General features: G+C 30.2%; 25 protein-coding genes. All 25 read left to right on the forward strand.

What is annotated here, in order from left to right; translation table 11 throughout:
• Nucleotides 1-42 precede the first annotated feature (42 nt).
• The 25 genes from RH82_RS04610 (at nucleotide 43) to RH82_RS04725 (ending at nucleotide 24,981) form a co-directional block, all read left to right on the forward strand.
• A complete protein-coding gene (locus RH82_RS04610) occupies nucleotides 43-1,638 on the forward strand; it encodes a tetratricopeptide repeat protein (RefSeq protein WP_034058492.1) in 1,596 nt (531 codons plus the stop codon).
• A 104-nt stretch (nucleotides 1,639-1,742) separates the two neighbouring features.
• Complete coding sequence (locus tag RH82_RS04615) at nucleotides 1,743-2,258, forward strand: hypothetical protein (protein WP_034058495.1); 516 nt, start codon at nucleotides 1,743-1,745, stop codon at nucleotides 2,256-2,258.
• Nucleotides 2,259-2,431: 173 nt separating this feature from the next.
• Nucleotides 2,432-3,241, forward strand: a complete 810-nt coding sequence (locus RH82_RS04620) for a T9SS type A sorting domain-containing protein (RefSeq protein WP_081979183.1) — start codon at nucleotides 2,432-2,434, stop codon at nucleotides 3,239-3,241.
• A 188-nt stretch (nucleotides 3,242-3,429) separates the two neighbouring features.
• A complete protein-coding gene (truA, locus tag RH82_RS04625) occupies nucleotides 3,430-4,224 on the forward strand; it encodes a tRNA pseudouridine(38-40) synthase TruA (RefSeq protein WP_034058498.1) in 795 nt (264 codons plus the stop codon).
• Between the two features lie 275 nt (nucleotides 4,225-4,499).
• A complete protein-coding gene (locus RH82_RS04630) occupies nucleotides 4,500-4,910 on the forward strand; it encodes a hypothetical protein (RefSeq protein WP_034058499.1) in 411 nt (136 codons plus the stop codon).
• 376 nt (nucleotides 4,911-5,286) lie between these two features.
• Complete coding sequence (locus RH82_RS04635; protein ID WP_034058501.1) at nucleotides 5,287-6,222, forward strand: hypothetical protein; 936 nt, start codon at nucleotides 5,287-5,289, stop codon at nucleotides 6,220-6,222.
• A gap of 191 nt (nucleotides 6,223-6,413) precedes the next feature.
• Entirely contained in the window at nucleotides 6,414-6,656 is a 243-nt protein-coding gene (locus RH82_RS04640) for a type II toxin-antitoxin system ParD family antitoxin (RefSeq protein WP_034058503.1), read from the forward strand.
• Complete coding sequence (locus RH82_RS04645) at nucleotides 6,653-6,955, forward strand: type II toxin-antitoxin system RelE/ParE family toxin (protein WP_034058506.1); 303 nt, start codon at nucleotides 6,653-6,655, stop codon at nucleotides 6,953-6,955. The genes RH82_RS04640 and RH82_RS04645 overlap by 4 nt, the downstream gene beginning before the upstream one ends.
• Nucleotides 6,956-7,156: 201 nt before the next feature.
• Nucleotides 7,157-7,726 (forward strand): transposase, encoded by a 570-nt coding sequence (locus RH82_RS04650; RefSeq protein WP_052158214.1) that lies wholly within the window; start codon nucleotides 7,157-7,159, stop codon nucleotides 7,724-7,726.
• Nucleotides 7,723-7,881, forward strand: a complete 159-nt coding sequence (locus RH82_RS18330; protein ID WP_156112413.1) for a hypothetical protein — start codon at nucleotides 7,723-7,725, stop codon at nucleotides 7,879-7,881. Before RH82_RS04650 ends, RH82_RS18330 begins: the two co-directional genes overlap by 4 nt.
• A gap of 919 nt (nucleotides 7,882-8,800) precedes the next feature.
• Nucleotides 8,801-9,343 (forward strand): hypothetical protein, encoded by a 543-nt coding sequence (locus RH82_RS04655; RefSeq protein WP_034058507.1) that lies wholly within the window; start codon nucleotides 8,801-8,803, stop codon nucleotides 9,341-9,343.
• Between the two features lie 22 nt (nucleotides 9,344-9,365).
• Nucleotides 9,366-9,590: a hypothetical protein gene (locus tag RH82_RS04660; RefSeq protein WP_034058510.1), complete on the forward strand. Its 225-nt coding sequence runs from the start codon at nucleotides 9,366-9,368 to the stop codon at nucleotides 9,588-9,590.
• 184 nt (nucleotides 9,591-9,774) lie between these two features.
• Nucleotides 9,775-10,677, forward strand: coding sequence for a hypothetical protein (locus tag RH82_RS04665; protein ID WP_034058512.1), 903 nt, complete (start codon nucleotides 9,775-9,777; stop codon nucleotides 10,675-10,677).
• A 164-nt stretch (nucleotides 10,678-10,841) separates the two neighbouring features.
• Nucleotides 10,842-12,686 (forward strand): hypothetical protein, encoded by a 1,845-nt coding sequence (locus RH82_RS04670; protein WP_034058514.1) that lies wholly within the window; start codon nucleotides 10,842-10,844, stop codon nucleotides 12,684-12,686.
• Nucleotides 12,687-12,989: 303 nt separating this feature from the next.
• Complete coding sequence (locus RH82_RS04675; protein WP_034058515.1) at nucleotides 12,990-13,379, forward strand: hypothetical protein; 390 nt, start codon at nucleotides 12,990-12,992, stop codon at nucleotides 13,377-13,379.
• Nucleotides 13,380-13,524: 145 nt separating this feature from the next.
• Nucleotides 13,525-14,253: a hypothetical protein gene (locus RH82_RS04680; RefSeq protein ID WP_034058516.1), complete on the forward strand. Its 729-nt coding sequence runs from the start codon at nucleotides 13,525-13,527 to the stop codon at nucleotides 14,251-14,253.
• 232 nt (nucleotides 14,254-14,485) lie between these two features.
• Nucleotides 14,486-15,052: an FG-GAP repeat domain-containing protein gene (locus RH82_RS04685; RefSeq protein WP_081979184.1), complete on the forward strand. Its 567-nt coding sequence runs from the start codon at nucleotides 14,486-14,488 to the stop codon at nucleotides 15,050-15,052.
• Nucleotides 15,000-16,994: a T9SS type A sorting domain-containing protein gene (locus RH82_RS04690; protein WP_034058518.1), complete on the forward strand. Its 1,995-nt coding sequence runs from the start codon at nucleotides 15,000-15,002 to the stop codon at nucleotides 16,992-16,994. Before RH82_RS04685 ends, RH82_RS04690 begins: the two co-directional genes overlap by 53 nt.
• A gap of 458 nt (nucleotides 16,995-17,452) precedes the next feature.
• On the forward strand, nucleotides 17,453-18,349 hold the full coding sequence (locus RH82_RS04695; RefSeq protein ID WP_034058520.1) for a peptidase associated/transthyretin-like domain-containing protein: 897 nt from the start codon (nucleotides 17,453-17,455) through the stop codon (nucleotides 18,347-18,349).
• A gap of 234 nt (nucleotides 18,350-18,583) precedes the next feature.
• The gene (locus RH82_RS17695; protein ID WP_156112414.1) at nucleotides 18,584-19,219 is read left to right on the forward strand and encodes a TlpA family protein disulfide reductase; all 636 of its coding nucleotides are present in this window, start codon (nucleotides 18,584-18,586) and stop codon (nucleotides 19,217-19,219) included.
• A 262-nt stretch (nucleotides 19,220-19,481) separates the two neighbouring features.
• Nucleotides 19,482-20,000, forward strand: a complete 519-nt coding sequence (locus RH82_RS04705; RefSeq protein ID WP_034058522.1) for an NUDIX domain-containing protein — start codon at nucleotides 19,482-19,484, stop codon at nucleotides 19,998-20,000.
• An 87-nt stretch (nucleotides 20,001-20,087) separates the two neighbouring features.
• Entirely contained in the window at nucleotides 20,088-20,927 is an 840-nt protein-coding gene (locus tag RH82_RS04710) for a helix-turn-helix domain-containing protein (RefSeq protein ID WP_034058523.1), read from the forward strand.
• An 86-nt stretch (nucleotides 20,928-21,013) separates the two neighbouring features.
• A complete protein-coding gene (locus RH82_RS04715; protein WP_034058524.1) occupies nucleotides 21,014-21,571 on the forward strand; it encodes a YbhB/YbcL family Raf kinase inhibitor-like protein in 558 nt (185 codons plus the stop codon).
• 229 nt (nucleotides 21,572-21,800) lie between these two features.
• Nucleotides 21,801-23,975 carry an endonuclease MutS2 gene (locus RH82_RS04720; protein ID WP_034058525.1) on the forward strand — a complete coding sequence of 725 codons (2,175 nt, stop codon included), beginning with the start codon at nucleotides 21,801-21,803 and terminating at the stop codon, nucleotides 23,973-23,975.
• A gap of 571 nt (nucleotides 23,976-24,546) precedes the next feature.
• Nucleotides 24,547-24,981, forward strand: coding sequence for a thiol-disulfide oxidoreductase DCC family protein (locus tag RH82_RS04725; RefSeq protein ID WP_034058528.1), 435 nt, complete (start codon nucleotides 24,547-24,549; stop codon nucleotides 24,979-24,981).
• The last annotated feature ends 201 nt before the right edge of the window (nucleotides 24,982-25,182 follow it).

Raw genomic sequence — 25,182 nt, forward strand, 5'->3', positions numbered from 1 at the left:
ATTATACTAAAATATGATTAAACATAATTGCGTCTTTTAACTATGAGAAAATGTGTTTTTATTATAACCGTATTGTTTGGGCTTTCTGTCAGCGCACAAATCAGTAATGATTCTTTAAAACTAGTATGGGAAAACGAAAAAGGAATAGATTCCGTTCGTTTTAATGCTTTAGAAAACTATTATGAAATAAATAATCAAACTCAACCTGATTCAGCATTAGTAGCTTTAGAGTATTATTACTTATTAGCAGAAGAAAAGAAGGCTACAAAGCACATGTTTAAGGCTACTAAAAGAACCGGAAATATTTACAGACTTAAACGTAATTACGATAAAGCCATGAGTGTTTATCAAGAAGCCGAAACGTTAGCAATTGAACTTAAAGATCCAACGTTACAAGCGGCTATTATGGGTAACATGGGTAATATTTTTATTTATAGACAAGACTATAGTCAAGCAACACAGTATTTTTCTAAGGCTTTAAAGTTTTATCAAGAAGATGCTAATCTAGAGGAAGAATCGCATATGCTTACCAGTTTAGGAAGCGTTTATCTCATCATTAATAATTACGATTTAGCCTTAGAGTACTATAAAAAATCACTTAACATTTTAAATAATAGAGCATTTGAAGACCGAAGAACAGCTGTTATTTATTTGAATATAGGTTGGACAAATTTTGAAAAAGGATTGTACAAAGATGCTGAGTTTTATTACAAAAAAGGACTAAAAATACTTCAAGTAAAAAACGAAAAATTCTTTATAGCCAACTGTTACGAGTCTTTAGCTAAGATATACCTTAATTTAAAGGACTTAAAGCGTGCTAATTTTTATGCAATAAAGAATTTAGACCTTAATACAGAGCTTGCCATAGAAACAGGAATTATTGATGCCCAAATTATTATTGCGCAACTCACCTTCGAGACCAATACAAGTGATGCAACTAAAAAAGCAGAAGCTATTTTAGCTAAGTTACCTTCCAATGCAAATAATGAGGTCAAACGAAATGTATATGAATTATTATACAAATGCTACAAAGCACAAAACAAATTAGGCTTATCATTAAAAATGTACGAGCGCTATAACATTTATAATGATAGCATTCAGTTAGAAAAAAATAATTTCGCAGTCGCAAGAGAAGCTGTTAAAAACGAGTTCGATGTTAAGCTATATGAAACCAAACTTAAAAACGAAAAACAACAAGCACAATTAGAACTAAAACAGCTTAAAAGAACCTTTGGCATTATTTCGGGAGCTGTACTTTTAATCCTTTTTATTGTACTGTATTATAAAAACCACATTAAAAAGAATCGTAAAAAAAGAGAAGCATTACTAGAAGAATTAGAAAAACTTAAAAATAATTCTAGTTCAAGTATTATTGTCGACTCCAAAAAATTCGAACTCATTAGAGAAGACATTGAAGCTTCTATTAATAGAAAATTAAACGAAACCGACTGGAAAGTCCTTAACATTTTACTAGATACACCAGAAATAACCAACAAAGAAATTGCCGAAAAAGCCTTTATGAGTGTCGATGGCATTGGTTCTGCACTAAGAAGGATGTACGATTATTTCGATATTAAAGATACTAAGTATAAAAAAATCGCACTATTAACAGAAGCTATTAAACGCTCTAATAATTAATATTTTTCACTTTTAACCGTTAAATTGATAGTTTCACCCGTACACGTGAAGCTTATTTTTCACAAAAAAGAGATATTTAGATCTAATCATTAAAACAAATTACTATGAAAAAGTTATTATGTATTGCAGTATTAGCAATGGCATTTATGAATTGTGAAAAAGACGATGACAATCAAGAACAACAAGTAGTGCAACAAGAAGAAATTGTACCAGCAAAACTTCTTGGGACTTGGGAAATGTATCGTGATGAAAATTTAGAGTCTATTATAGACGAATGGACTGGAACAGAGTGGACTTATGTAGACCAATGGTTTCAAAATACAAGAGAAGACTCTGGAATAATTTTAGAGTTTAGAGAAGATGGTACTTTTATAAGCCGTTATGTAGATGTAGAAGTTGCAAATGGTGTTTGGACAGCATTAGACGATGGGCGTTACTATTTTGAATATCTTCAAGAAGATGGTAGTATAAACGATGCGCTTACAGAAAGAAGATACGTGACTATTCATTGCGATAACACCTACTCTATCGGTATTGAAGGTAACGACAGACGTATTGAATATTATAGAATTATGGACACATTAGAATGTGGCGATTTAATTACTTATAATGTAGAGTAATTAAAACTATTTTAAGTTATTTCAAAAAGCACAAACCCAAGGTTTGTGCTTTTTTTTGGCAATTAGTAAACAAACATTTGCAATATATCAATTGATTAGTTGGTCTTAAAACTATAACTTTGAGCTTCGAAAATATTACGATCAATAACTAAAAAATTAAAACCAATATTATTATGAAAACCAACATAATTTACAAAGCCTTAATTATTCTATTAATAAATTTCAACTTTTTCTGCATGCCACAATTAAATGCGCAATGCACATTACAAGTATTTCCAAATTTAGTAAATAATGAATGTCAAGGAGGATCTGACGGAGCAGTAAGTGCAGTAGGTATTTTTGGCACACCACCATACTCAGCAGTTTGGAGAAATTCAATGGGAACTATAGTAGACACAGACATTAATTTATTGCAAGGACAAGCGTCTAACGCTTCAGGTTTAACAACAGACACTTATACTGTAACTTTTACAGATGCTACTATCTCTTGTGTAATATCTACAAACATAGGTGTCGGTAATATCACAATAGATACTTCTACTACATTAAATAATGCAACCATTAGCACTAATGCATCTAGTGTAACCTACCAATGGTTAGATTGCAATAATGGTATGAATCCTATTTCAGGAGAAAATAATAGCACATTTACCGCGACCTCAAATGGTAATTACGCTGTGTCTTTAACTAAATTCGGATGTACAGATGTTTCGGCATGTGTTTCAATAGCGACTTTAAGCACAGTAGAAAACGCCTTTTCAAATAACTTTAAAATCTTTCCAAATCCAACAACAGCAAATATTAATATTCAATCTTCAATTGCTATTAAAAGTGTTGTATTGTATGATACTTCAGGAAGACAAATATTAAAAACTAACGCGACAAATAAATTAAATATTGAAACTTTAAATCCAGGCGTTTATTTGATGGAAATATATGGGATTAATGATCAAAAAGTGATTAAAAAAATAATAAAGCAATAGCGATTTAAATATAAGTATAGTACTATATTAAAAGCACAAAATCCTAAAATTTGGGTTTTGTGCTTAAGTAGGTTCAGTAGTAAAACAATTGCAGCGCAATAGTAAGCGCAATATACAAAATAACTATCCTGCATTTTTAGGCGCTAACAGCTTAACAATACCTAGATTTACTTTTTTCTAATTTACAAATGCGATATTTTATACATTTAGGCTTCGATGGTAGTGATTACAGTGGTTGGCAGCGTCAAAACAACACGCTTAACACTGTGCAAGAAGTTATCGAACAAACACTTTTACAGATTTTTAAGAAAACAGTAAGTGTTTATGGTTGTGGTCGCACAGATGCTGGCGTGCACGCTAGCCAATATGTAATTCAAATTAATTTGGAGGAAGCACCAACCTTCGATTTAAAATTTAGATTAAATAAAAACCTACCCAATAGCATCGCCGTTTTCGAAATCTTCGAAGTGACGGTAAAGCAGCATTGTCGTTATCATGCTGTTTCACGTTCTTACGATTATTTTTTGCATTGGAATAAAAACCCAATACTATACCCTAACAGTGCCTTCTACGAAGATTATTCCTTAGACTTCGAAGCCATGAAAAAAGCGACGGCTATTATTAGTGACACTAAAGACTTTAAAGCGTTCTGCAAGCAACCGCATCTCTACGATAACACCTTATGTGAGGTAACCAATTGCCAACTGTTTATTAATGAAGCGCAAGGTCGCATGCGATTTTCTATCACCAGCAACCGTTTTCTACGTGGTATGGTGCGTATTTGTGTGTATTATGTGTTGGAAGTTGGTCGTGGTAAGCTAACTTTAGAAGCCTTTAAGCAAATTTTAAATCAGGAAAAAAAGTTGAAAGTAACCTACACTGCACATCCTAATGGTTTGTTTTTGAGCAAGGTTGAGTATCCTTTTTTAACATTAGATGCGTCTTATAATTTGGTAAAGCTGTTAAGTGTTGGTTTGGAGTGATTTTATCTTCGAAGTAAAATAAACTTTAACTGAAAGAGAGTGTGTGTTAGATATTAAAAAAAAATACGGTTTCCCGTAGTAATATTTAAAGGATTATATTTAATTTTAGGTCTCACTATTGTAAATAAACCAAGTAGTTCTATGTCTTGTAAATAGGCACTTATTTTATAACTTAGCGATACCTGTTTTAATACTAAAAACACTGTTATCGCTATCTGTTTTTTAACATATAGGGAACTTTAATAATTATTAAAAAATAAAAAAGCATTTATAAAATGACAAAAATCAGATATTCTAAAGAGAGATTAAGATCTAATTTAAGATTAGGAATATTTTTTACAGCTCTAGGAATTATTCTGGCTTTACTATCTTTAGTAACTAGTGATTGGAGAGATATATCAATTAAAACAGTTGGGATTGGACAACTTGGAGCAGGACTTTTTATGTTCATTATTTATTACTTTGAGAATAAAAAGCAATATCTAACACTTAATAATGGAGAATTAATAAAAAACACTCTGTTTCCGAAAAAAATTAAGCTATCCGAAGTAAAATCTATTAGAGAATTTGCAGGTGACTTAAAACTGATATTGAAAAAAAGTGAATTTATTATAGACACTCAAATTATTGAACCTAATTCTTTAATGGAATTAAAAAACGAATTGAAAAATTACAATTTGAAATAAATTAATGGCCACATGTATTTTTAAATACCTGTACTTAAGATGTTTATTCGCTAAAACGAAGTTTTTTCACGACATATTGTTGTACAACATGATAAAAGATTATGAATAGCACAGACCAAAAGGTTTGTTTTTTTTTTGTTTAATGTTAGTGTGTTACGGGTTTCCGTAATGATACCAATATGCGTTTATTTAAATTTGACTACTACCTAATATAAGAAAACCACGTAGTTATACGTGTAGGGAATAGTGAGGTTGAATTGTACTTTAGCTTTACATGCTTTAATACTAAAAATACTGTTATCGCTAATTGTTTTAGGGATATGAGGAGCTTTGGTAATTATATAAGGAGTTTTGTAAGTAATTTGACCAAACCATTATGAGTAGACTAAAACCATTGATAAGCATTTTAATTCTGACCATAACATTTAGTAGTTGTGAAAATAAAAAGAGTGAAGAAAAAACCAACTCAAAAACTGAATTAGAAAAGGTTGAATTGTCTAAGAAAGTTTTTACCGAATCAGAAATTGCCAAATACACAGTTTCTGCGATTATGAATCAGCCACCTGAAATAATAAAAGTAAAAAACAATGACGGAATTTATTACGTTTCATATACTAGAAAGGATGATGGAAAAAAGTTTGATTACAAAGTTAAGATTAGCGGAAATAAAGTGACTTGGGGAAATGGTGATGGAAAATGGAGAGACACCAAATTTGATGAAAAAATAAAATATTCTGAAAAAGGCAATGAACTGAAAATAATACAAACATTTGAAGATGGTTCTGAAATTGTAAAAGAGTTCACAAAAAACGAATCTAAAATAGATAGTTTAATTCAATCTCAACAGAAAATTGCTGTTGGTAATATAAATTTTGGAATTACCGAAAAAAAGTATAAAAAAGAGGAAAAAATATTCTTAGAAAAAACAAAGGGCAAACTCGGGTATTTCAAATTCCGAATGAGACCAGATTTTTATGATGATGAACGAGGCTTAAGGCATTTAAGATTATACGGTGAAACAAGGGATTATAATTATTTTTATAAATCTGGTATAGATAATTACAATTCACTCAGAAATATTATAATTAAAAAATATGGAAAGCCAACGAATAATAGTGAATATGACAATCTTCCAAGAACTGAGTGGATAATAGGAAATAAAAAAATTAATTTAAGTATCATTGAAATAGATTATGAATATACAATGCAATTGTATTTTAAATATGAAACTGAATTAGAAAAAAATAAGTTGGAAAAGGGTATTTATGAACGAGAAAAAAAATCAATTGAAGAAGCAATTAATAATCTATAAAAACTACTTACAACACCGTATATAATTTATTGCTAGTTCTAGCCTACTTACGAAAATCCTCGCGGATTTTCTATTCGGTTTTTATATGCTAAATTAAGTGCTAAACCACGCAACAAACCATATACAAGAACGTTGGCAAACATTTGCCTACGTTACCAAGATTTGGTATATTTGAATAAAACATAATTCAAATGGGAAAAAACACGTCAATATCACTCGGAAATCATTTTGAGGAATTTATAAGATCAGAAGTAAAATCTGGCAGATATGGTTCTGTAAGCGAAGTTATTCGTTCAGCTTTACGAATTTTGGAAAATGAAGAAAAAAAAGAAAGAGAATTGATTAAAGCTCTTGAAAAAGGAGAACAAAGCGGATTTGTTGAGAATTTCGATCCGAAACAAAACCTAATTGAATTGCATAGTAAACACTTATGAGTAAAAACCAATACCGAATAAGTCAACAAGCGATTGATGATTTAAATGACATTTGGGTTTACACCTTTCATAAATGGTCTAAAAAGCAAGCTGATAGATATTACGACCTAATAGTCGAAGAAATTGAATTTATTGCCGATAATTATTTGGTTGGAAAATCTGCTGAACAAACTCGGAAAAATTATAGAGTAACTAAAATCAAATCACATCTGATTTTTTATAGAAAAATTGAAAATGGAATTGTTGAAATAGTTAGAATATTACATCAGAGAATGGACATTAAAAAACATATGAAATAAAAACTGCACACAACACGGTGTATAATTAATTGCTTTGGTTAGTGCTTATTTGGAAAATTCCTTCGGAATTTTCTCTGGTCCGTATTTGTTTACTAATTTAGTTGCTTAACCACGCAACTATCCATACACATCATGTCAGACTGTCTAAAAACTGAGCACTTAAATATTGGTATAAAACATTGATAATTTGTATCTTTAGTTATGAGCTACATTCAAGGTTTTAACAGAAAACAAGCCGTTTTAATTCCCGAAACAATAGAACAATTAATAGAAGAAAATAATCCTGTACGCTTTATTGATGCCTTTGTAAATTCACAAGATGTTGTTGCTTTGGGGTTTAAAGATATTCGGTTTAATAAAAATGGTCGCCCGCCATTTCATCCAAAAGATTTATTAAAACTTTACATCTACGGCTATCTTAATAAAATAAGATCTTCTCGAGCATTAGAAAAGGAATGTATTAGAAATGTGGAATTGATGTGGCTTATAAAAGGACTTGTTCCAGACCACAATACCATCTCTAATTTTAGAAGGGACAATCCAAAATCCATTAAAAAAGTGTTTAGAGCCACTGTAAATATTGAAATTACAGATAAAGAAGGTTTTTATACGATAGATATTTCATTAACTAAAAATTTGATTACATCGTATAAAAAGAAAATTGAATTAAAACAAGAAATGAGAGGAACAGCGGATATTATAACCGAAGATTTACGATTAATGGAACGATTTTTCTATCAAATGATTAAAATTTTCAGAAGAAATGAATGATATATATATATAGATTTAAAACCGCAAACACATTTACAATTTTACCAAACTCAATCCATTGTAAAATTGTAAAAGAGTTTACTACAATAGAACAAATATTAAAGGAATTAGAAAAAAAACATGTAATCCCAGTTGCTAACAACGGCTATACTTAATTGCTTGGTCTGTGTCTAATTTGGAAAAATATTCGATTTTTACAAGTTGGTTTTGTACTTATAAACTTAAGTGCTAAAATGTCGCAACTAAGCATGGCCAAACCGTTGGCAAACATATAAGAAATGACGAAAATCAGATATATAAAAGAGTGATTAAGAAGTAATTCATGAATGGGAATATGCTTTGTAGCAATCGGAATTATTTCGTTTTGCTATCTTTTATGACTTCAGTATGGAAAGAAATTTCACTCGCATTTATCGGAATTGAACAAATAGGAGCTGGACTTTTTATGTTTATAATTTATTACTTTGAAAACAGAAAACAATATCTGACTCTGAAAAACGGAGAATTAATAAAAAACAGTCTATTTCCAAAAAAATTAAGCTATCCGAAGTAAAGTCTATTAGAGAATTTGCAGGTGACTTAAAACTGATAATGAAAAAAAGTGAATTTATTATAGAAACCCAAATTATTGAACCTAATTCTTTAATGGAATTAAAAAACGAATTAAAAAATTGCAATTTGAAATAAATTAATGGCCACATGTGTTTTTAAATACTTGTTATTAAATTATTTAAGCGCTAAAAAGAAGTTGTTTTCACGACAAATTGTTGTAAAATTTAAGTACAACATGATAAAAGATTATGAATAGCACGGATCTTAAGGTTTGTGTTTTTTTTTTGTTTAATGTTAGTGTGTTACGGGTTTCCGTAATGATACCATTATGCGTTTATTTAAATTTGACTACTACCTAATATAAGAAAACCACGTAGTTATACGTGTAGGAAATAGTGAGGTTGAATGGTACTTTAGCTTTACACTTTTTAATACTAAAAGTATTGTTATCGCTATCTGTTTTATGGATATGAGGAACTTTAGTATTTATATAAGGAGTTGGCAAACATAATACGAAACCCGATGATTAAAATAAAACTTTTTACTTTACTAATTATAATTTTTAGTAGCAATTCCTTTTCTCAAAATTTAGAGAGACTAAGTCAGAATAGAGGATTTAAAGAAATTAAACTTGGAAAAAACATAAACGAATTTGACAGGTTTGTAAAAAAAGACACAACTAATTTAAAATATTTTGGAGCTTTAGGTTATAATTCCGACTATGCTTATGATTTTATTGATACAGAATATGAGAATATTGGTAATAGTAATGTTAAAAGAATTTTCATTTGGGTTTTTGACAACGAAATATATAAAATTAAAATCTATTTTGAGAGGTCACAAGAAGTTATTGAAAATTTAAAAATCGCCTATGGCGAACCAACATCGGAAGGAAGTAATAAAAATCTAAAAAGTCTGATTTGGAAAACTGAAAAAGAAAGATGCTGGCATATGAATGTTGGCGAATACTCCGCTATAATAACTTATCTGGATTTTGAAATAGAAGCTAAATTTGAAAGAATAAAAAAAGCAAACAAAACTAAAAAAGCTCTATCCGAATTTTAAAAATATTTTATCTTAAAACATCATGGCTATATTAAATTTCAAAGGTTTTTTACCTATTGAAGAAAAACCAAAAGAGTTTTTAAAGTTCAGAGAAGAAGTTTCAGAACTGCTGAACTCTTTAGATGGCGAATTGACTTTCAGCTATGTTGAAAAATACAAACAATTTGACATTACAGAAAATACAACGAATAAAACCTACATAGAAATACGACAAATTTTAGGTGAAATTTCAAAACATTTGATATAATAACGATTTGCCAACACCGTATATAAAAAATTGCTAGTGTTGTGCTAAATCAAAGGTCGTTGCACGTTTGTTACATTTGATTTTCCATCGGAAAATCCTCGCACACAAACACACAACTTTCCATATACGTAACCGTTAGCATAATTTTGAATTAGATTTACAATCATTAGAAACCATCAACAGAATGAAAAGAAAACTACTTGCACTTACTTTTGGAATATTAACAATATTCGGTTGTTCAGACGGAGAAACCAAAAAGCAGTTATCTGAATTAAAAACTGAACTTGTACAAACAAAGGCAGAATTGAATAACTGTTCGGCTGAATTGACTGAAATCAAGAATACAGCAGAAAATAGATTTATTCGAGCAAGAAAACTTCTTTCCAAAAATAACTTGAGTGAAGCAAAAATCGAGTTTCAGGGAATTGTAGAAAACTTTAAAGGAACTAATGACGCAAAAACTGCTTCCAAAGAAATTTCTAAAATTGACACTACAGTTAAACAACAAAGAATAGATGCAGAAAGAAAAAAAGCACTTGGTTATAAAATTTTAAAACCTACGACAAGAGTAAAATATGGTGATTTATCATTAAAATTTGACAAAATATGGAAAGGAAAACGTTGGTCTTTTGATGATTATGGGCATAAATACTTTTTACGAGATGCTGAAAGAGGAAATAGTCACATAATGACAAGAGTTTCTGTAACTTCAGAAAACAATAATCCAACCTTACCACCTATTTTAGTTTACCAAATGAATAACGGTGAATTAAAATATTTGGGAACACAAGGATATAAATTTAGAAGATGGAAAGATTATGGTTCTTATCTTGGAAACTACGCTGATTATGGAAACGATTTTTCTCACTCAAAAACAATTCCTTTCAATTGTGGAGTTGAATTATCGAATGACGATTTGAAAAGAGGAACAATTTATGTCGTTCTCAAAAAACAAGGATGTTTTAACCGAACTAAATCTGACTATGGAAACCCAGAAATTACTTATAAAGAAAGTTCTTGTAGTCCGAAAAGAATCCTAAAAGTGACGGATTTTGATAATGATTATATATTACTAAAAAAACTATAAATAACGTATATAATTTATTGATAGGTACTCGCCTACTTACGAAAATCCTCGCGGATTTTCTATTCGTGTTTTATTTACTAAATTCAGTGCTTAAAACACCCAACTAACCATATACATAAACGTTAGGCACAAGCAAAACCAACACTCGAAAAAAAAGAAAAACTATGAAATTAGAAAAGATATTAGATAAACTTGGCTCATTAGAAAAGAATTCTTTTATAAAGATCATTGACAATATCATTTCAAAGAATCCAAAAAACAGCAAAGAAATTGACAAGATTTTAAGTGCTACTGAAAAAGGACTGAAATCGGTTGATAGCCAAAATATCGCTAAAGTTTTTGCTTTAACTTCAAACGAATTTCAAGAACACATAAAATGTGAGTTTCAAGAAATCACTTCTCAACTTGATATTTTAATCGATATTATAATTCGTGACGGTAATTGTATCATAAAACAAGATTGGTTTTCGAGATTATATGAAAACGAAATAAAAAACCTAAAAAAGAAAATAAAAGGTTTAGATGCAGATTTTGAAAACAATAAATCTGAATTAAGCGAAACAAGGAAACGTGATTACAAAATATACAAATCTTGTTTGCATACAGCATATTACAACGACCAAGAAAATAATCGAGAAGCTAAAGTGACTTCTGATGAACTTTCAATAATACTAACGCTTTCCAAACAACTTGGTCTTTCTCAAGAAGAAATTAAGTTGATTAATTATTCTATTCTTCCAATTAAAAAAATAGACATTCAAGAAGTTATAAAAGGACTTAAAAACATTGGAGTAATCTTTTATTCAAACAAAGAAAATACCATTTATGTTGCTGATGAAATGGTTAGGCTTTTACGAAAAATTCGTGAGAAACAAATTGCAGAAAAATTTTATCGTAGAACACTAAAACTTTTGAGAGAACCTATTATTAATCAAATTTCAAAAGAACACAATATTGATCGAAAATTAACTTACTCACAAAAAATAGAGGAAATTACTAAAGAAGGCGTTTCATTTACAGATTTATTATTGTCCGATATTTATAAAGTAGGAAGTACACTTACAGAAAAAAAGAAAACTTTAAATGAGCTTTGTGAAAAAGGACTAAACATTAGTAACCTAAAAGGAAGCACGTTAGAAGATAAAATCAGTAGTTTAATTGCCTATTTTGAGACTATAGAACGTGATGAAAAAGTTGGTATTTCACGCGATGGCTTTGATAAGCTCTTGTCTGAATTAAACACTTCTTTACCAAAACTAAACAACCAAATCCGTATACAATTTGAACTTCAAGACGAATTTGTTTTAACAGCAGATTTTCTGCTTGATTACAACATAAAACCAAGAGATATTTTAGATTTACTCTTCAAAGCAGACAGAACAAAGTTTCTTAAAGACAACGGAATTAAACAAAGAGGAGATGATATCTTAAATATTCTTGAGCATTATAAAGATGTCGAAAACTTGTATTTAGAAAACTATGAAAATGTAGCATACAGAAACTTAAACTTGCTTAAAGAAAACGGAATAACAATAAAAGAAAGCGAACTTGGATTAAAATTTGAGGAACTAACAAGTGTTATTTTTAACGGAATTGGATTTAATGTAGATGATGAATTTAAAAGCCAATTAAATACAAAAAAGGATAAGATGGATATTCTTTTAAATCTAGGTAATCAAGAAATTATAATTGTAGAATGTAAAACAAGTAAAGAAAGAGGATATAATAAATTTAGTTCTGTTTCAAGACAATTAAAATCTTATCAAAATTTAGCATTAAAAAACAATTTAAGAATTGTGAAAATATTGCTTGTCGCACCAGAATTTAGTGATGATTTTGTGACGGATTGCGAAATGGACACAGAAATGAATTTGTCATTAATAACAGCCTCTACTCTATCGAATATTTCAGAAGCTTTTAAAACATCAAAATATACAGAGTTCCCTCATGTTTTATTTAGAGATATTGTAATTAATGAAGAAAGAATATTGAAAGCATTGAGTAAATAGTGTTTGATATAAAGCACTTGTCCTGAACTTGTTTCATTATTGAAACGATTTCATATCAACGAAACATTATGCACCATTATAAAACAGGAATATTTTCAACCAATAGATAAATGCGGTCTTGAAAGAATCAAGGAATTATATTTTTCTTTAAGAATTATTTCAAATTGTAAATCATTGATTGAAAAAGAAAATTATTATCAAATTTCAGTCGTTTATGGGCAACTTAGGAGTTTATTTACTAATTTAGTTACTTAATCACGCAACCAATCTTATACAACAACATTATAAAATATTTGACCAAAAATGAGAATAGGATATAAAAAAAGAAATTTAAATATTAATTTAATTTTAGGAATAGTTTGGCTGATTTTAGGATTATTAAGCTTGATTTTTAGTGGAGAAAACCGTTGGTATGATTACAGGTATTTAGTGTTCGGAATATTATATATGATTTTATATTTCTATCAAAAACGGAATAAATATCTGACAATTGAAAACGGAATTTTAAAAATAAATGGTTCTTTCGGAAAGAAAATAAACCTGACCGAAATTAAACGAATTAAAAAATTTGCTGGAGACTATATCTTAAAAACAGATAAAAAAGAGTTAACTATAAATACACAAATAATTGACCCAAAATCTCTGGCAGAATTGAATACTGAATTGGGAAAATTAAATGTGGAATGGAATTAAAAAATGTTTTACAACACCGTATAAAAATAATTGCGATTTAGTACTTAATCAAAGGTCGTTGCGTGTTTGTAATGTCTAATTATCCTTAGGAAAATCCTCGCACACAAAACCGTAACTATTATTACACATAAACGTTAGCACAAATATGAAAAAACGAATCCTGACAACATTAACGCTTCTGATTTCATCTCTGACTTTTGCTTGTAGTTGCGATGAAATAAATCCAATAATAGAATACTATTCATCGGAATATGTCTTTGAGGGAAAAATTATTTCAAAAGTTTATGCAAAAGATAGTCTGACTTATAAAGTTACTTTTGACATTTCAAAACATTATAAAAATGGTGACTTTCCAAAAAAACTTGAATTTGATGTCACAGCAGAAAGTAAATATACTGGAGAATGGACTTCTTGCGACTGGAATGCCAAAAAAAACCAAAACTGGTTAGTCTACGCATATAAATACAACGGAAATTTAACTTTTAGTGGAATATGCTCTAACTCAAAAGTTACAGACCATAGAACGATTGGTTTAAGAGAGCAAAAGATATTAGACAATGGTAATTCATTTAAACTTGAGAATTACATTTATCAATTTGAACACGGTTTCAATTATACTAAACCAATTTCTGATATTGATTCTATATTAAAGACTGGAAAAATAAAAGATTACGAAAGACCTTTTACTTGGTTAAAGTTATTTATTGATGAAAATGGAAATCTGAATTCTGTAACTACTCATATTGGTTATCAACTTAAAACTGATACAATATTCAACCTTCCAACTGAATTTAAAATAAAGTTAAGAAAACCACTAACTGAATTTGAGGAAGACGCAATTGAATTACTAAAAAAAATCCAAAATGGGAAATAAAAAAACATAAAAAGACGAATATTCCTGTTCCATATATTAGACATTTAGCAATTGAATTTGATAAAGAAAAAAAGGAATGGAAATACGAATTATAAAATACTTGCGCTAACACCGTATAAAATTAATGGCTAGTCCTCGCGGACTTTCTTGGTAGGTAAATAATTACTAAATTAGTTGCTTGAAATACGCAACAAACCATATAAAATAGCGGTACAACATTGAAACTGAACATATGAAAATTAAACTCACGCTTATATTTTTGATGTCAAACTTATTGTCATTTTCTCAAATTAATTTTGAAAATAAAATAACTCTGATTGATGACACTCACAATACTTATGACATAAATGCTATAGCAATCGCTGATTTAGATAATGACAATTGGAAAGACTTAATTATCACCTCTTATGATGATAAAATTATATGGTATAAAAATGTTAATGGAGACTTTAGACATTTCCAAAGAAATATAATATCTATTAACCAAATTGATATTCCTAAATATATTACCGCAGCAGATTTGAACAACGACGGACTTCAAGATTTAATTGTAGTAAATGATTCTAGTGTAGATAACATTTTTTGGTTTCAAAATTTGGGAAATGGAGATTTTTCATCTGAAATTTTAATTTCTGACTCTATAAATGGAGCATCATCAATAGAAACAATAGATATTGATAATGATGGAGATATTGATATATTAACTGGTGGTGCAACTCAAGCAGTAATACTAATAGAAAACAACAATGGTGATTCTTTTCAGGCACCTCAAATTATATTATGGGAATTCTTTTACTAGACAAGTAAGATCTACTGATTTAAATAATGATGGATTAAGTGATATTATCTCAAGTCATTCTAATGGAACAATATATTGGGCAGAAAACTTGGGGAATAATGTTTTTGGTACCAGAGAATACATTACAGGTTCTTCAGATAACGGTTCAGCTCTTGATTTTATTGATGCTAATGAAGATGGCTATTTAGATATTGTAACTGCAAACAATTACAGCTCAGATAATGTTAGATATATTTTGAATCAAAACGGTAACTCTTTTGATAACAACAATCCAATTATCATAGATAATTCAATACAAGACCCATATCGAGTATATGTTAAAGATATTGATAATGATGAAAAAGATGATATAGTAGTCTCGTTTTGGACAAATGACAATATGAGTTGGTATAGAAATCTTGGGAACGGAAATTTTAGCACTGCAAATCTTATTTCTGACACTATAAATAATTCAAAGTCTTTTGCTATTGAAGATATTGATAATGATGGACTCAATGATATAGTATCCAGTTCTAATCCATCAAGTGAGCATAAATTATCTTTATTTAAAAATGAAAATAATGGAACTAATTTTGATGAAATAATTATTAATCATTTTTACGGTTTTCCTAATAAGATTAAAATTTCTGACTTAAACAATGATAATAATGAAGATATAATTGTTGCTGGTAATGATATTATTTGGTTCGAAAATAATGGAACAGATTTTAGTTCTTATAAACTTATCTCTTCAAACAATAATACAACTAACCAGAACTTTACCGATATCATTATTGAAGATATCAATAATGATGGCCACAAAGATATCTTAGGTTTTAATGTTAACTATATTTCTATTTTAACTAATAATAATGACCAAACATTTAGTGAACAAATATTTCAATATACAGTATTTAGAAATCCAATTTATGCTGATTTTGATGGAGATAATTTAAAAGATGTTTTGGTTTCTATTCCTACAACTAGTAGTGAACATCATATTGGTTTCATTAAAAGACTAAATAACAACACATTTGATACCCTTCAAATTATTGATATACCATATCACAATGGGACAAGCTTTTATAGAGTTTTTGACATGGCTCAAAATGATCTTGAAAATGATGGAGATATGGATATCATTTTAAGTTCATCTAACATATCTACTATTAAAATAATGAGAAATGATGGTTCTGCTAACTTTACTTTCGAAGATGCCACTGTTAATGGTAACATTGTTCCCTATAGCAATAAGAAAATACATGTTGAAGATATTGATAATGATAATTTTGAAGATATAATACTTTATAACGATCGTTATGACAATCAGGCATCCTATTTTGTTATTATACAAATTAAAAATAATCAAGGAAATCTAATTGGGAATGATAGTTATATTGATAGTACAGGAACAACAGCAGTATCAGGAATAACTTTTACAGACATAGACAATAATGGATATAAAGATATATTTTGTGCAACCTCTTCAAATGGTTCATACAATATAGAAGAAACTATTTTTTATTATTTAAATGATGGAACGAGCTTTCAATCTAAAGTTTATGTAGATAACCAAGGATATTTAGGTAGTTTAGATAGAGATATAATTTTAGAAGATATTAATAATGATAATACACCTGATATTATTACCAGTTTTCAAGCTATCAAAACTGTAGAGTATTTTCTAAATGATTCAACTTTATCAATAATAGAAAATGAAACTAATACTGATGATTTTACTTTTTATCCAGTTCCTTTTTCAAATACATTGAGTTGGAGGAGCACAACCGTGCAAGACCCTTTGAGCATTGAAGTATATACTATGAATGGAAGAAAAATATTTTCAAAAAAAGATTATCAAGAAAATAGTATAAATTTAGAGTTCTTGACACCAGGTCTTTATTTGATAAAAATGAATTATCCAAATAATGTTCAAATTACAAGAAAAATAGTTAAAGATTAACATTGCACAACAACGAGTATAAATAAGTGTTGGTTCTGTGTATACTCGGAAAATCCTACGGATTTTCCTCTGGCTCCTTTCCTTTTGCTAATTTAGTCCTAAACCAAAACAACGTGCCATGCAGGAACTCGTTGTAAGCCATTTAAACAAACAGAAATAAATGAGTAAAAAACAAAAATAAATTACAAAATTTCTCGAATGACCAACAAGTAAATTGCTTGAGGAATTTGGAAAAGGAAGTCATATTCCCGGTTCAGGAAGTGCTGCTGCCCTATCTTCATTAATAGGTATTGAATTGCAACAGAAAGTATTGTTATAGGGTGATGGTATTATTACAGAGTGTGATGTTTATGCGTGCTCTAATCCTCCTGGTAATAATCCGGAATTAGAACAATCAAAAAACTTTACTTTACTCTAAACCCAACCAAATTGGGTGTAGGTATTCTAATTCAAACAAAATGAAAATAGTTTTAACAATAATTATTATAATATTTTCTTGTTTTAGAGGCATTTCTCAAAACATTATAGTTGCTGATTCATTAACAAAAAAACCTTTATCATTCACAGTAATAAAATTTAATCAAAACGGTTTTTATACGTCCCAGAAAGGAGATTTTAATATAAATAAAATAGATACTGATTCTTTTGAAGTAAGTATGTTGGGTTATAAAAAAGCAATAATAAAAACTACGACTGTTAAAGACACCCTTTTTTTGTCTAATGAAATTAATTTATTGGATGAAGTTGTTGTTTCTAACAACAAGACCATATCTAAAAACTTAAAATTATTAAAAAGCCCAAACATTTTTGGCTCTTGGGTTCTTCAGCCAAAGTCAGAAATACTTGCTGCCATTTATCCATCAAATGAAATAAAAAATTATTACATTGATAAAATTCATATTGGATTTGCAAAAGTAAAAGAAAAAAAAGAACTTAAAGACAGTAATATCAAGGCATATGTTAGATTGCACATCTACGAGCTTGAGAATAATAAACCGTCAAATTCAATTTACAGTAGTGAACCTATTGATGTCAATTCATTTGAAAAAGACGAAATAGTTTTTGACATTTCTAACAATCTCATAAAATTAGAACAGAATGGGATTTTTGTTGGACTTGAATTAATTGGCTATTATTCTGAAAAATCAATTTTCACTGATTTTGATGCCAATCCTATCATTAGGCCTTTGTTAACAAAGAAAAATAGTAATTATTTTTCATCAAAAACATTTATTAGATATGTTTTCAAAAATCAAATTGAAATGATAACAGTAGGCGATTCAATAAGAAAAGGAATGACATGGGATAAAGAAATTATCAGGAACTTAAACATTGGCTTTGAAATTAGTAAATAAAAACTACCGCCAACATCGTATACAATTTATTGCTGGCTTATTAGCTACTTGCGAAAGTTCTCACGGGCTTTCTTGGTTGGTAATAATTCATTAAATTAAGTGCTTAAAACACGCAACAAAGCAAATACAACAACGTTAGTAACGAACTCCTTTCGTCATTCGTTACTAACTTCACACGCATAAAACTCGTCACGACTGCCCAACTGCACTCGTTTTAGTAATGGATAAAATCCATTGAAACGAGACTTTATCCGTGTGAAGTTAGCTGGCATTAAAAAAAACATGAGAATCCAAAGAATAATTCTAATATTAATAATCGCATTTACTTCTAACACAGCTTTAGGACAAGCAACTGATTCGTTGAAAAACGCTCTGTTAGAAAAAATAAAATCCAGTGAACTATTTAAAGGAGATATCTATGATTTAAAAGGAAAGGAGTTGCCAAAATTTGAACTAAATCTTATCAACGGTCAAAAACTCAATTCTGAATCTCTTAAAGGTAAACCGACCATTATAAATTTTTGGTTTAGTAATTGTGCACCTTGCATAGAAGAAATGCCTCTTTTAAATAAAATCAAATCAGAATTTGTGAATGATGTAAATTTTATATCTATTACTTTCCAAAGTCAAAATGAAGTTAATGAATTTCTAAAAACAAATGAATTTGACTTTACTCACGTTATTGAATCAAAGGAATATATAAAAAATTTAGGATTCTTTGCATATCCTAAAACATTAATTTTAGACAAAAGCCTAATTATAACGGAAATTGAGAAAAGCATTCCAAAAGATATTGAAAATGAAGACCAAAATAAAGTTGAATTTATAGCGCGAATATCAAACCAACTAACCGAATTAAAAAAACGTTAGCTAACACCGTATAAAAATAATCTCGGTTTAGTGCTTAATCAAAGGTCGTTGCGTGTTTGTAACGTCTAATTTTCCTTCGGAAAATCCTCGCACTCAAACGCGCAACTTTCCATATACATAAACATTAAGCGAATCGTCTCAAAACTCTTATTGTCATTTCTATTCCATAACTTTGCTACTCATAGAAAGCCACAGCTATTAAAAACAGAAGTAAACAAATAACCACTACTCTCCTACTTCACAAAAAATAGATTCCTCCCAAATGCACATTTTAAAAACCCATTACCATCCAGAAGTCAAAACTTTAGAAAATAAATCTGTTTTCACAAGGTTAGCAACTAGAGGTATCGGCATTGAAGGAGACGAAATTTTACTATTGTATACAGAAAGATATGAAGATTACAGTCTTCCTGGTGGCGGCTTAGAGCATGGCGAAGATAAAATATCGGGAATGATGCGAGAGCTTAATGAAGAAACTGGAGCTACAGCAATTAAAAACATAAAACCATTTGGGGCTTACGAAGAGTACAGACCTTGGTATAAGGCAGACTACGACATACAACATATGATTTCTTATTGCTATACTTGCAACATTAACAATGCGCTTGGTGAATCGAGAATGGAATCTTACGAAATAAACAATGGCATGAAAGCCGTGTGGATTAATATTCATGACGCGATTAAACATAATAAAAATACGATGGCTACAAGTGCTAAAAAAGGCCTGTCTATTGCACGAGAAACCTTTTTATTACAGCGTATAGCAGAAAGTATCATTTAAAAATAACAGCGTACCTTGCGCCTAATGTTAAGGTGATCACCTATTACAATAAATGCACCAGAGCATCTAAAAGCGCATGAAATAGCAATGAAAACAATTACCTTACCAGATGATTTAGATTTGAATGCCGCGCTTTCTATTGCGGTTTATAATTATGAGAGCACTCAGGAAATTTCCAAGCAACACATCATACTCAATAAAAATACCTTTAGTTTCCTTCAAGAAGGCACAAAAGAAGTCTTTTTCGATAATTCTTCATACGCCATTACTAATGCTCAATTTCTATTAATGAAATCTGGACATTGTTTAATGACAGAAAAGCTTTCTAATGTTCAAGAGTCGTATAGCAGTGTGTTACTCTTTTTCTCTAATGACGCCGTATTAAAATTTATAAGAAAATTCGAGCTTAAGCCTACGGCATGTAAAACCTATTTTTCTACCTATTCTTTTGATTACGATTCCTTTATAAAAACATTTGTAAAAAGTATTTTAGAGATTTCTACGCTATCAAAAACGATTCAGAAACATATTTTAGAAGCTAAATTTAATGAAATTATGCTCTATCTTATGGAAACTAAAGGTGTCGATTTTTTGTACGCCTTAATTGAAAACAGTGATAATCAAACTCAAAAATTTATTCAGGTGGTTGAGAGTAATCGTTTAACTAAATTAACGCTAAAAGAATTATCATTTTTATCGAATATGAGTGTATCAACTTTTAAAAGAGAATTTGAAAAACACTTTCAAAGGGCACCAAGTAAGTGGTTTCAAGAGCAAAGACTTGACCATTCGGCTTTTCTATTAAAAAATAAATCGAAACGCCCTTCAGATATTTTTGAGGCTATTGGCTATGAAAATCTTTCAAATTTCATTCACGCTTTTAAAGTAAAATTTGGAGTGACTCCAAAACAATACCAATCAAATTGAACTTTTAGCACTACTTTTTGACCTAAACGAAACATAAGATGTTAGGTTTTCATACTTAGATTTGTATCTTAATTAAAACAAATCTTATGAAAAAATCAAACCTTATTTTAGGACTATTAGTACTGTTATCAACTACCGCATTTGCCCAATCCACATTTACATTATCAAGTCAAGATTTAGGTGGAGAAGCAACTATTAACGAAGAATTTAATGGCTTTGGTTGTACTGGAGAAAACCAATCGCCGCAACTGTCCTGGAAAAATGCACCTGAAGGCACTAAAAGCTTTGCAGTAACCATGTACGATCCAGACGCGCCTACAGGAAGTGGTTGGTGGCATTGGGTAGTTTTTGATATTCCAAATACGACAACAGAACTACTTTCTGGCGCAGGAAATATTGATCTTAACTTAACGCCCGAAGGTGCTATACAAAGTATAACAGATTATGGAATGAATGGTTATGGTGGGCCTTGTCCTCCAGAAGGTCATGGTTTACACCAATATATTATTACTGTTTATGCTTTAAAAACAGATACGCTGGGATTAAAAGAAAACACCAATCCGGCTGTCGTTGGGTATTACCTTTGGAACAATACTTTGGTAAAAGCGAGTATAGTAGCGTACTATAAAAGAACAAAGCAATAAAGAGCCAGAAGACTAGTTAAAAGTTTCTAATAACTAATAGTGAGTGCAGCGCAAGTTTTAAAACCTTGCGCTTTTATAATGCTTAGACTTCTTTAACCATTTGTTTCTAAAAAACGTTAAGCGAATCAGCACAGAATTCCTATTCTCACTTCTATTCCGTAACTTTGTTCCGCTAAGAAAAAGAAATAGAAATAATTGATGAGATTCCTGTCTACGCAGGAATGAGAGTATGATAAACATTCACAAAAAAACATTACAAGATTTAGAATTCGCAACGGTTTTAGAACAAGTTAGCGCGTATTGCGTTACGAGTTTGGCTAACCAAAAAGCGCTTAAAATAGAGCCTTTTCATGACAAAGCAGAATTACTAAATGCGTTACAGCTCACCAACGAATATGTATCGTCGTTTGATAATGGCAATCGCATACCGAACCATGGTTTCGACGCGATTACCAAAGAATTACAATTATTACGTATAGAAAACACCTATTTAGAAACGCATAGTTTAAAGAAAATAATCTCTATTTCGCTAACAGCAAACGAGATCGTTAAATTTCTAAATAAATTCGAAGAATATTATCCAAACTTAAAACACTTCTCGCAACGCATAGAAGTCACCACTGTTATTATAGAAAGAATAGACAGTATAGTTGATCGTTTTGGAGATGTAAAAGACAATGCCTCTGCTCTACTTAATGAGATTAGGCAAACCATGAATAAGCTAAAAGGTAAAATTAATTCTAGTTTTGCTTCAGCATTAAACCAATACCATACTCTAGATTATCTTGACGATATTCGAGAATCTGTAGTCGAAAACAAACGCGTACTTGCTGTAAAAGCCATGTACAGACGTAAGGTTAAAGGTGCAATAATGGGAGGCAGTAGAACAGGAAGTATTGTTTATATAGAGCCAGAAACCACGTTGCAACACACACGCGAACTTAATAATTTAGAATACGAAGAAGGCGAAGAAGTGGTTCGTATTTTAAAAGAAGTGACTAATTTTTTACGCGAATTTTTACCGTTAATAGAACACTACCAAGCCTTTTTAATAGATATAGATATTATTGCAGCTAAGGCAAAATACGCGAAATCTATGGATGGTATTTTACCAGAAATAAGCGATACCAAGCAATTGTACTTGCGTGATGCTTACCATCCTATACTTTATTTAAACAATGTAGCGAAGAAAGAAAAAACCTTTCCGCAGACCATAGAACTCAAGCAAGAGAGTCGCATTATCGTTATTTCTGGACCCAATGCTGGTGGAAAAAGTATTACTTTAAAAACGGTAGGATTACTGCAATTGATGATTCAAAGTGGGATGCTTATTCCTGTTCACGAGCGTAGTGTTGTTACTGTTTTCGATCGCATACTAACAGATATTGGAGATAACCAATCGATAGAGAATCATTTAAGTACCTATAGTTATCGCTTAAAACAAATGAATTACTTTTTAAAGAAAGTAAACCAAAACACTTTGTTTTTAATTGATGAATTTGGAACAGGTTCTGATCCAGAATTGGGTGGTGCTTTAGCCGAAACCTTTTTAGAAGAATTTTATGCTAGAAATGCTTTTGGTATAATCACAACGCATTACGCCAATCTTAAAATGTTAGCCAACGAGAAAGATGAAATGATTAATGCGAACATGATGTTCGATGAACGCACGTTAGAACCCATGTATAAACTGGCTTTAGGTCAAGCAGGAAGCTCTTTTACGTTCGAGGTTGCACAGAAAAACGGGATTCCTTATAGTTTAATTAACCGATCTAAAAAGAAAATTGAACGCTCTAAAATCCGTTTTGATGCGACGATTGCAAAGCTGCAAAAGCAACGTGCGAAACTTGAAAAAACGAGTGAATCTTTAAAAGTTAACGAAAAGAAAAAACAAACCGAAGCCGATAAGCTTGAAGAAAGAAATGCTAAGGTTCAAAAGAAACTTGAGAACTACCAAGAATTGTATGATAGTAATCAGCGTTTAATTTACTTAGGACAAAAGGTTAATGATATTTCGGAGAAGTTTTTTAACGATAAAAAGAAAAAAAATTTAATGGCAGAATTGTTCCGTTTGGTTCAAATTGAAAATTCTAAGCGTAAAAAAGTAACTGTTAAACAAGCAAAAGTTGAAAAAGTAAAAGAAAAGCAAGTCATTCAAGAAGTTGAAAAGAAAGTTGAAGTTATACGTAAAAAAAAGAAAGATGCTAAGGCCAAAGAAAAACTAAAACCAGTACAACCAAAGCACATCCTTAAAATTGGAGACCGCGTGCGCATGCAAGATGGTCGTGCAGTTGGTACTATCGATAAACTTGAAAAAAAGAAAGCTGTGGTAAATTATGGAATGTTTACTACCAATGTAAATGTCGATGTATTGGAGTTGGTTGAGGCTGTTAAGAAAAAGTAAGCAGTGTTCGGTCGGCAGTGCTTATTCGGTTGTTTTAAAATTTTAGTGTCATTGCGAGAAGAGACGAAGGAACGCCGTTGCAATCTCATGATGTAAGAACTTAATTCAAAAGATTACTCTTCGTGGAATGGAATGCAATATGTTTGTCACTTCGAGTGATTTGAGAGGAACGAACGAATTGTACCGAGAAGTCACATATAAAGGTTCTCGATACAAAATTCTAAAAGAGAATTTTACTCGAACTGACAATCAAACTCTAATTCGTATGCTTATAAACTCTACTTGTCAATTCGAGTGATTTGAGAGGAACGAACAAATGGTATCGAGAAGTCACATAAAAAAGTTCTCGATACAAAATTCTAAAAGAAAATTTTACTCGAACTGACAATCAAACTCTAATTCGTATGCTTATAAACTCTACTTGTCACTTCGAGTGATTTGAGAGGAACGAACAAATGGTATCGAGAAGTCACATAAAAAAGTTCTCGATACAAAATTCTAAAAGAAAATTTTACTCGAACTGACAATTTAATATAAACTGCTTTACATATTAAATTCGTATTTTTGTATCGTGATAGAACAACTTCCAAAAGACAAAAAATTAATCCTATTCGATGGTGTTTGTAACCTTTGCAGCGCCTCGGTTCAGTATGTGATTAATCATGATAAAAACAATGTTTTTATGTTTGCAGCATTACAAAGTGATGTTGGGAAGCAAGTAATTTCTCATTTTAAAATTGATCCTTCAAAAACAGACTCTATACTACTCTATTCTCCTGAAAAGGAATCTTTAAAGATTAAATCTTCGGCAGCTTTGCACATTGCTAAAAGTTTAGGTTTTCCACAGAGTTTCATGTTTGTATTTATAATCGTTCCTCCTTTTATTCGTAATCGGGTTTACGATTTTATAGCTAAGAATCGCTATAAATGGTATGGTACTAAAGAATCGTGCTGGATTCCTACTCCAGAACTAAAGGCTAAGTTTATTGGTGAGATTATCTCCTAACACGAGAATACATAAGCTTGTTCCCTAATTAAAAAGTACTACTCACGTATTGAAAGCATAATTTCACTCATTTTTCTTTTTAAAAAGAATAAATCGCTTGTATATTTATGCTATTGAGATTAGTTTGAGTCTCAAAGCATAATGCAATTAGTTTACCTTAATTCCTGTGAATTAAGAACGAGTAAGTTCTTTTAGGGTTTT

It is taken from the genome of Lacinutrix jangbogonensis, from assembly GCF_000797445.1.
In the GTDB taxonomy this organism is placed as follows: domain Bacteria; phylum Bacteroidota; class Bacteroidia; order Flavobacteriales; family Flavobacteriaceae; genus Lacinutrix; species Lacinutrix jangbogonensis.

What these genes read in the sequence shown, in the direction of transcription:
- RH82_RS04610 (WP_034058492.1), top strand. Translation starts at nt 43, where the DNA reads ATGAGAAAATGTGTTTTTATTATAACCGTATTGTTTGGGCTTTCTGTC.
- RH82_RS04615 (WP_034058495.1), top strand. Translation starts at nt 1,743, where the DNA reads ATGAAAAAGTTATTATGTATTGCAGTATTAGCAATGGCATTTATGAAT.
- RH82_RS04620 (WP_081979183.1), top strand. Translation starts at nt 2,432, where the DNA reads ATGAAAACCAACATAATTTACAAAGCCTTAATTATTCTATTAATAAAT.
- truA (WP_034058498.1), top strand. Translation starts at nt 3,430, where the DNA reads ATGCGATATTTTATACATTTAGGCTTCGATGGTAGTGATTACAGTGGT.
- RH82_RS04630 (WP_034058499.1), top strand. Translation starts at nt 4,500, where the DNA reads ATGACAAAAATCAGATATTCTAAAGAGAGATTAAGATCTAATTTAAGA.
- RH82_RS04635 (WP_034058501.1), top strand. Translation starts at nt 5,287, where the DNA reads ATGAGTAGACTAAAACCATTGATAAGCATTTTAATTCTGACCATAACA.
- RH82_RS04640 (WP_034058503.1), top strand. Translation starts at nt 6,414, where the DNA reads ATGGGAAAAAACACGTCAATATCACTCGGAAATCATTTTGAGGAATTT.
- RH82_RS04645 (WP_034058506.1), top strand. Translation starts at nt 6,653, where the DNA reads ATGAGTAAAAACCAATACCGAATAAGTCAACAAGCGATTGATGATTTA.
- RH82_RS04650 (WP_052158214.1), top strand. Translation starts at nt 7,157, where the DNA reads ATGAGCTACATTCAAGGTTTTAACAGAAAACAAGCCGTTTTAATTCCC.
- RH82_RS18330 (WP_156112413.1), top strand. Translation starts at nt 7,723, where the DNA reads ATGATATATATATATAGATTTAAAACCGCAAACACATTTACAATTTTA.
- RH82_RS04655 (WP_034058507.1), top strand. Translation starts at nt 8,801, where the DNA reads ATGATTAAAATAAAACTTTTTACTTTACTAATTATAATTTTTAGTAGC.
- RH82_RS04660 (WP_034058510.1), top strand. Translation starts at nt 9,366, where the DNA reads ATGGCTATATTAAATTTCAAAGGTTTTTTACCTATTGAAGAAAAACCA.
- RH82_RS04665 (WP_034058512.1), top strand. Translation starts at nt 9,775, where the DNA reads ATGAAAAGAAAACTACTTGCACTTACTTTTGGAATATTAACAATATTC.
- RH82_RS04670 (WP_034058514.1), top strand. Translation starts at nt 10,842, where the DNA reads ATGAAATTAGAAAAGATATTAGATAAACTTGGCTCATTAGAAAAGAAT.
- RH82_RS04675 (WP_034058515.1), top strand. Translation starts at nt 12,990, where the DNA reads ATGAGAATAGGATATAAAAAAAGAAATTTAAATATTAATTTAATTTTA.
- RH82_RS04680 (WP_034058516.1), top strand. Translation starts at nt 13,525, where the DNA reads ATGAAAAAACGAATCCTGACAACATTAACGCTTCTGATTTCATCTCTG.
- RH82_RS04685 (WP_081979184.1), top strand. Translation starts at nt 14,486, where the DNA reads ATGAAAATTAAACTCACGCTTATATTTTTGATGTCAAACTTATTGTCA.
- RH82_RS04690 (WP_034058518.1), top strand. Translation starts at nt 15,000, where the DNA reads ATGGTGATTCTTTTCAGGCACCTCAAATTATATTATGGGAATTCTTTT.
- RH82_RS04695 (WP_034058520.1), top strand. Translation starts at nt 17,453, where the DNA reads ATGAAAATAGTTTTAACAATAATTATTATAATATTTTCTTGTTTTAGA.
- RH82_RS04705 (WP_034058522.1), top strand. Translation starts at nt 19,482, where the DNA reads ATGCACATTTTAAAAACCCATTACCATCCAGAAGTCAAAACTTTAGAA.
- RH82_RS04710 (WP_034058523.1), top strand. Translation starts at nt 20,088, where the DNA reads ATGAAAACAATTACCTTACCAGATGATTTAGATTTGAATGCCGCGCTT.
- RH82_RS04715 (WP_034058524.1), top strand. Translation starts at nt 21,014, where the DNA reads ATGAAAAAATCAAACCTTATTTTAGGACTATTAGTACTGTTATCAACT.
- RH82_RS04720 (WP_034058525.1), top strand. Translation starts at nt 21,801, where the DNA reads ATGATAAACATTCACAAAAAAACATTACAAGATTTAGAATTCGCAACG.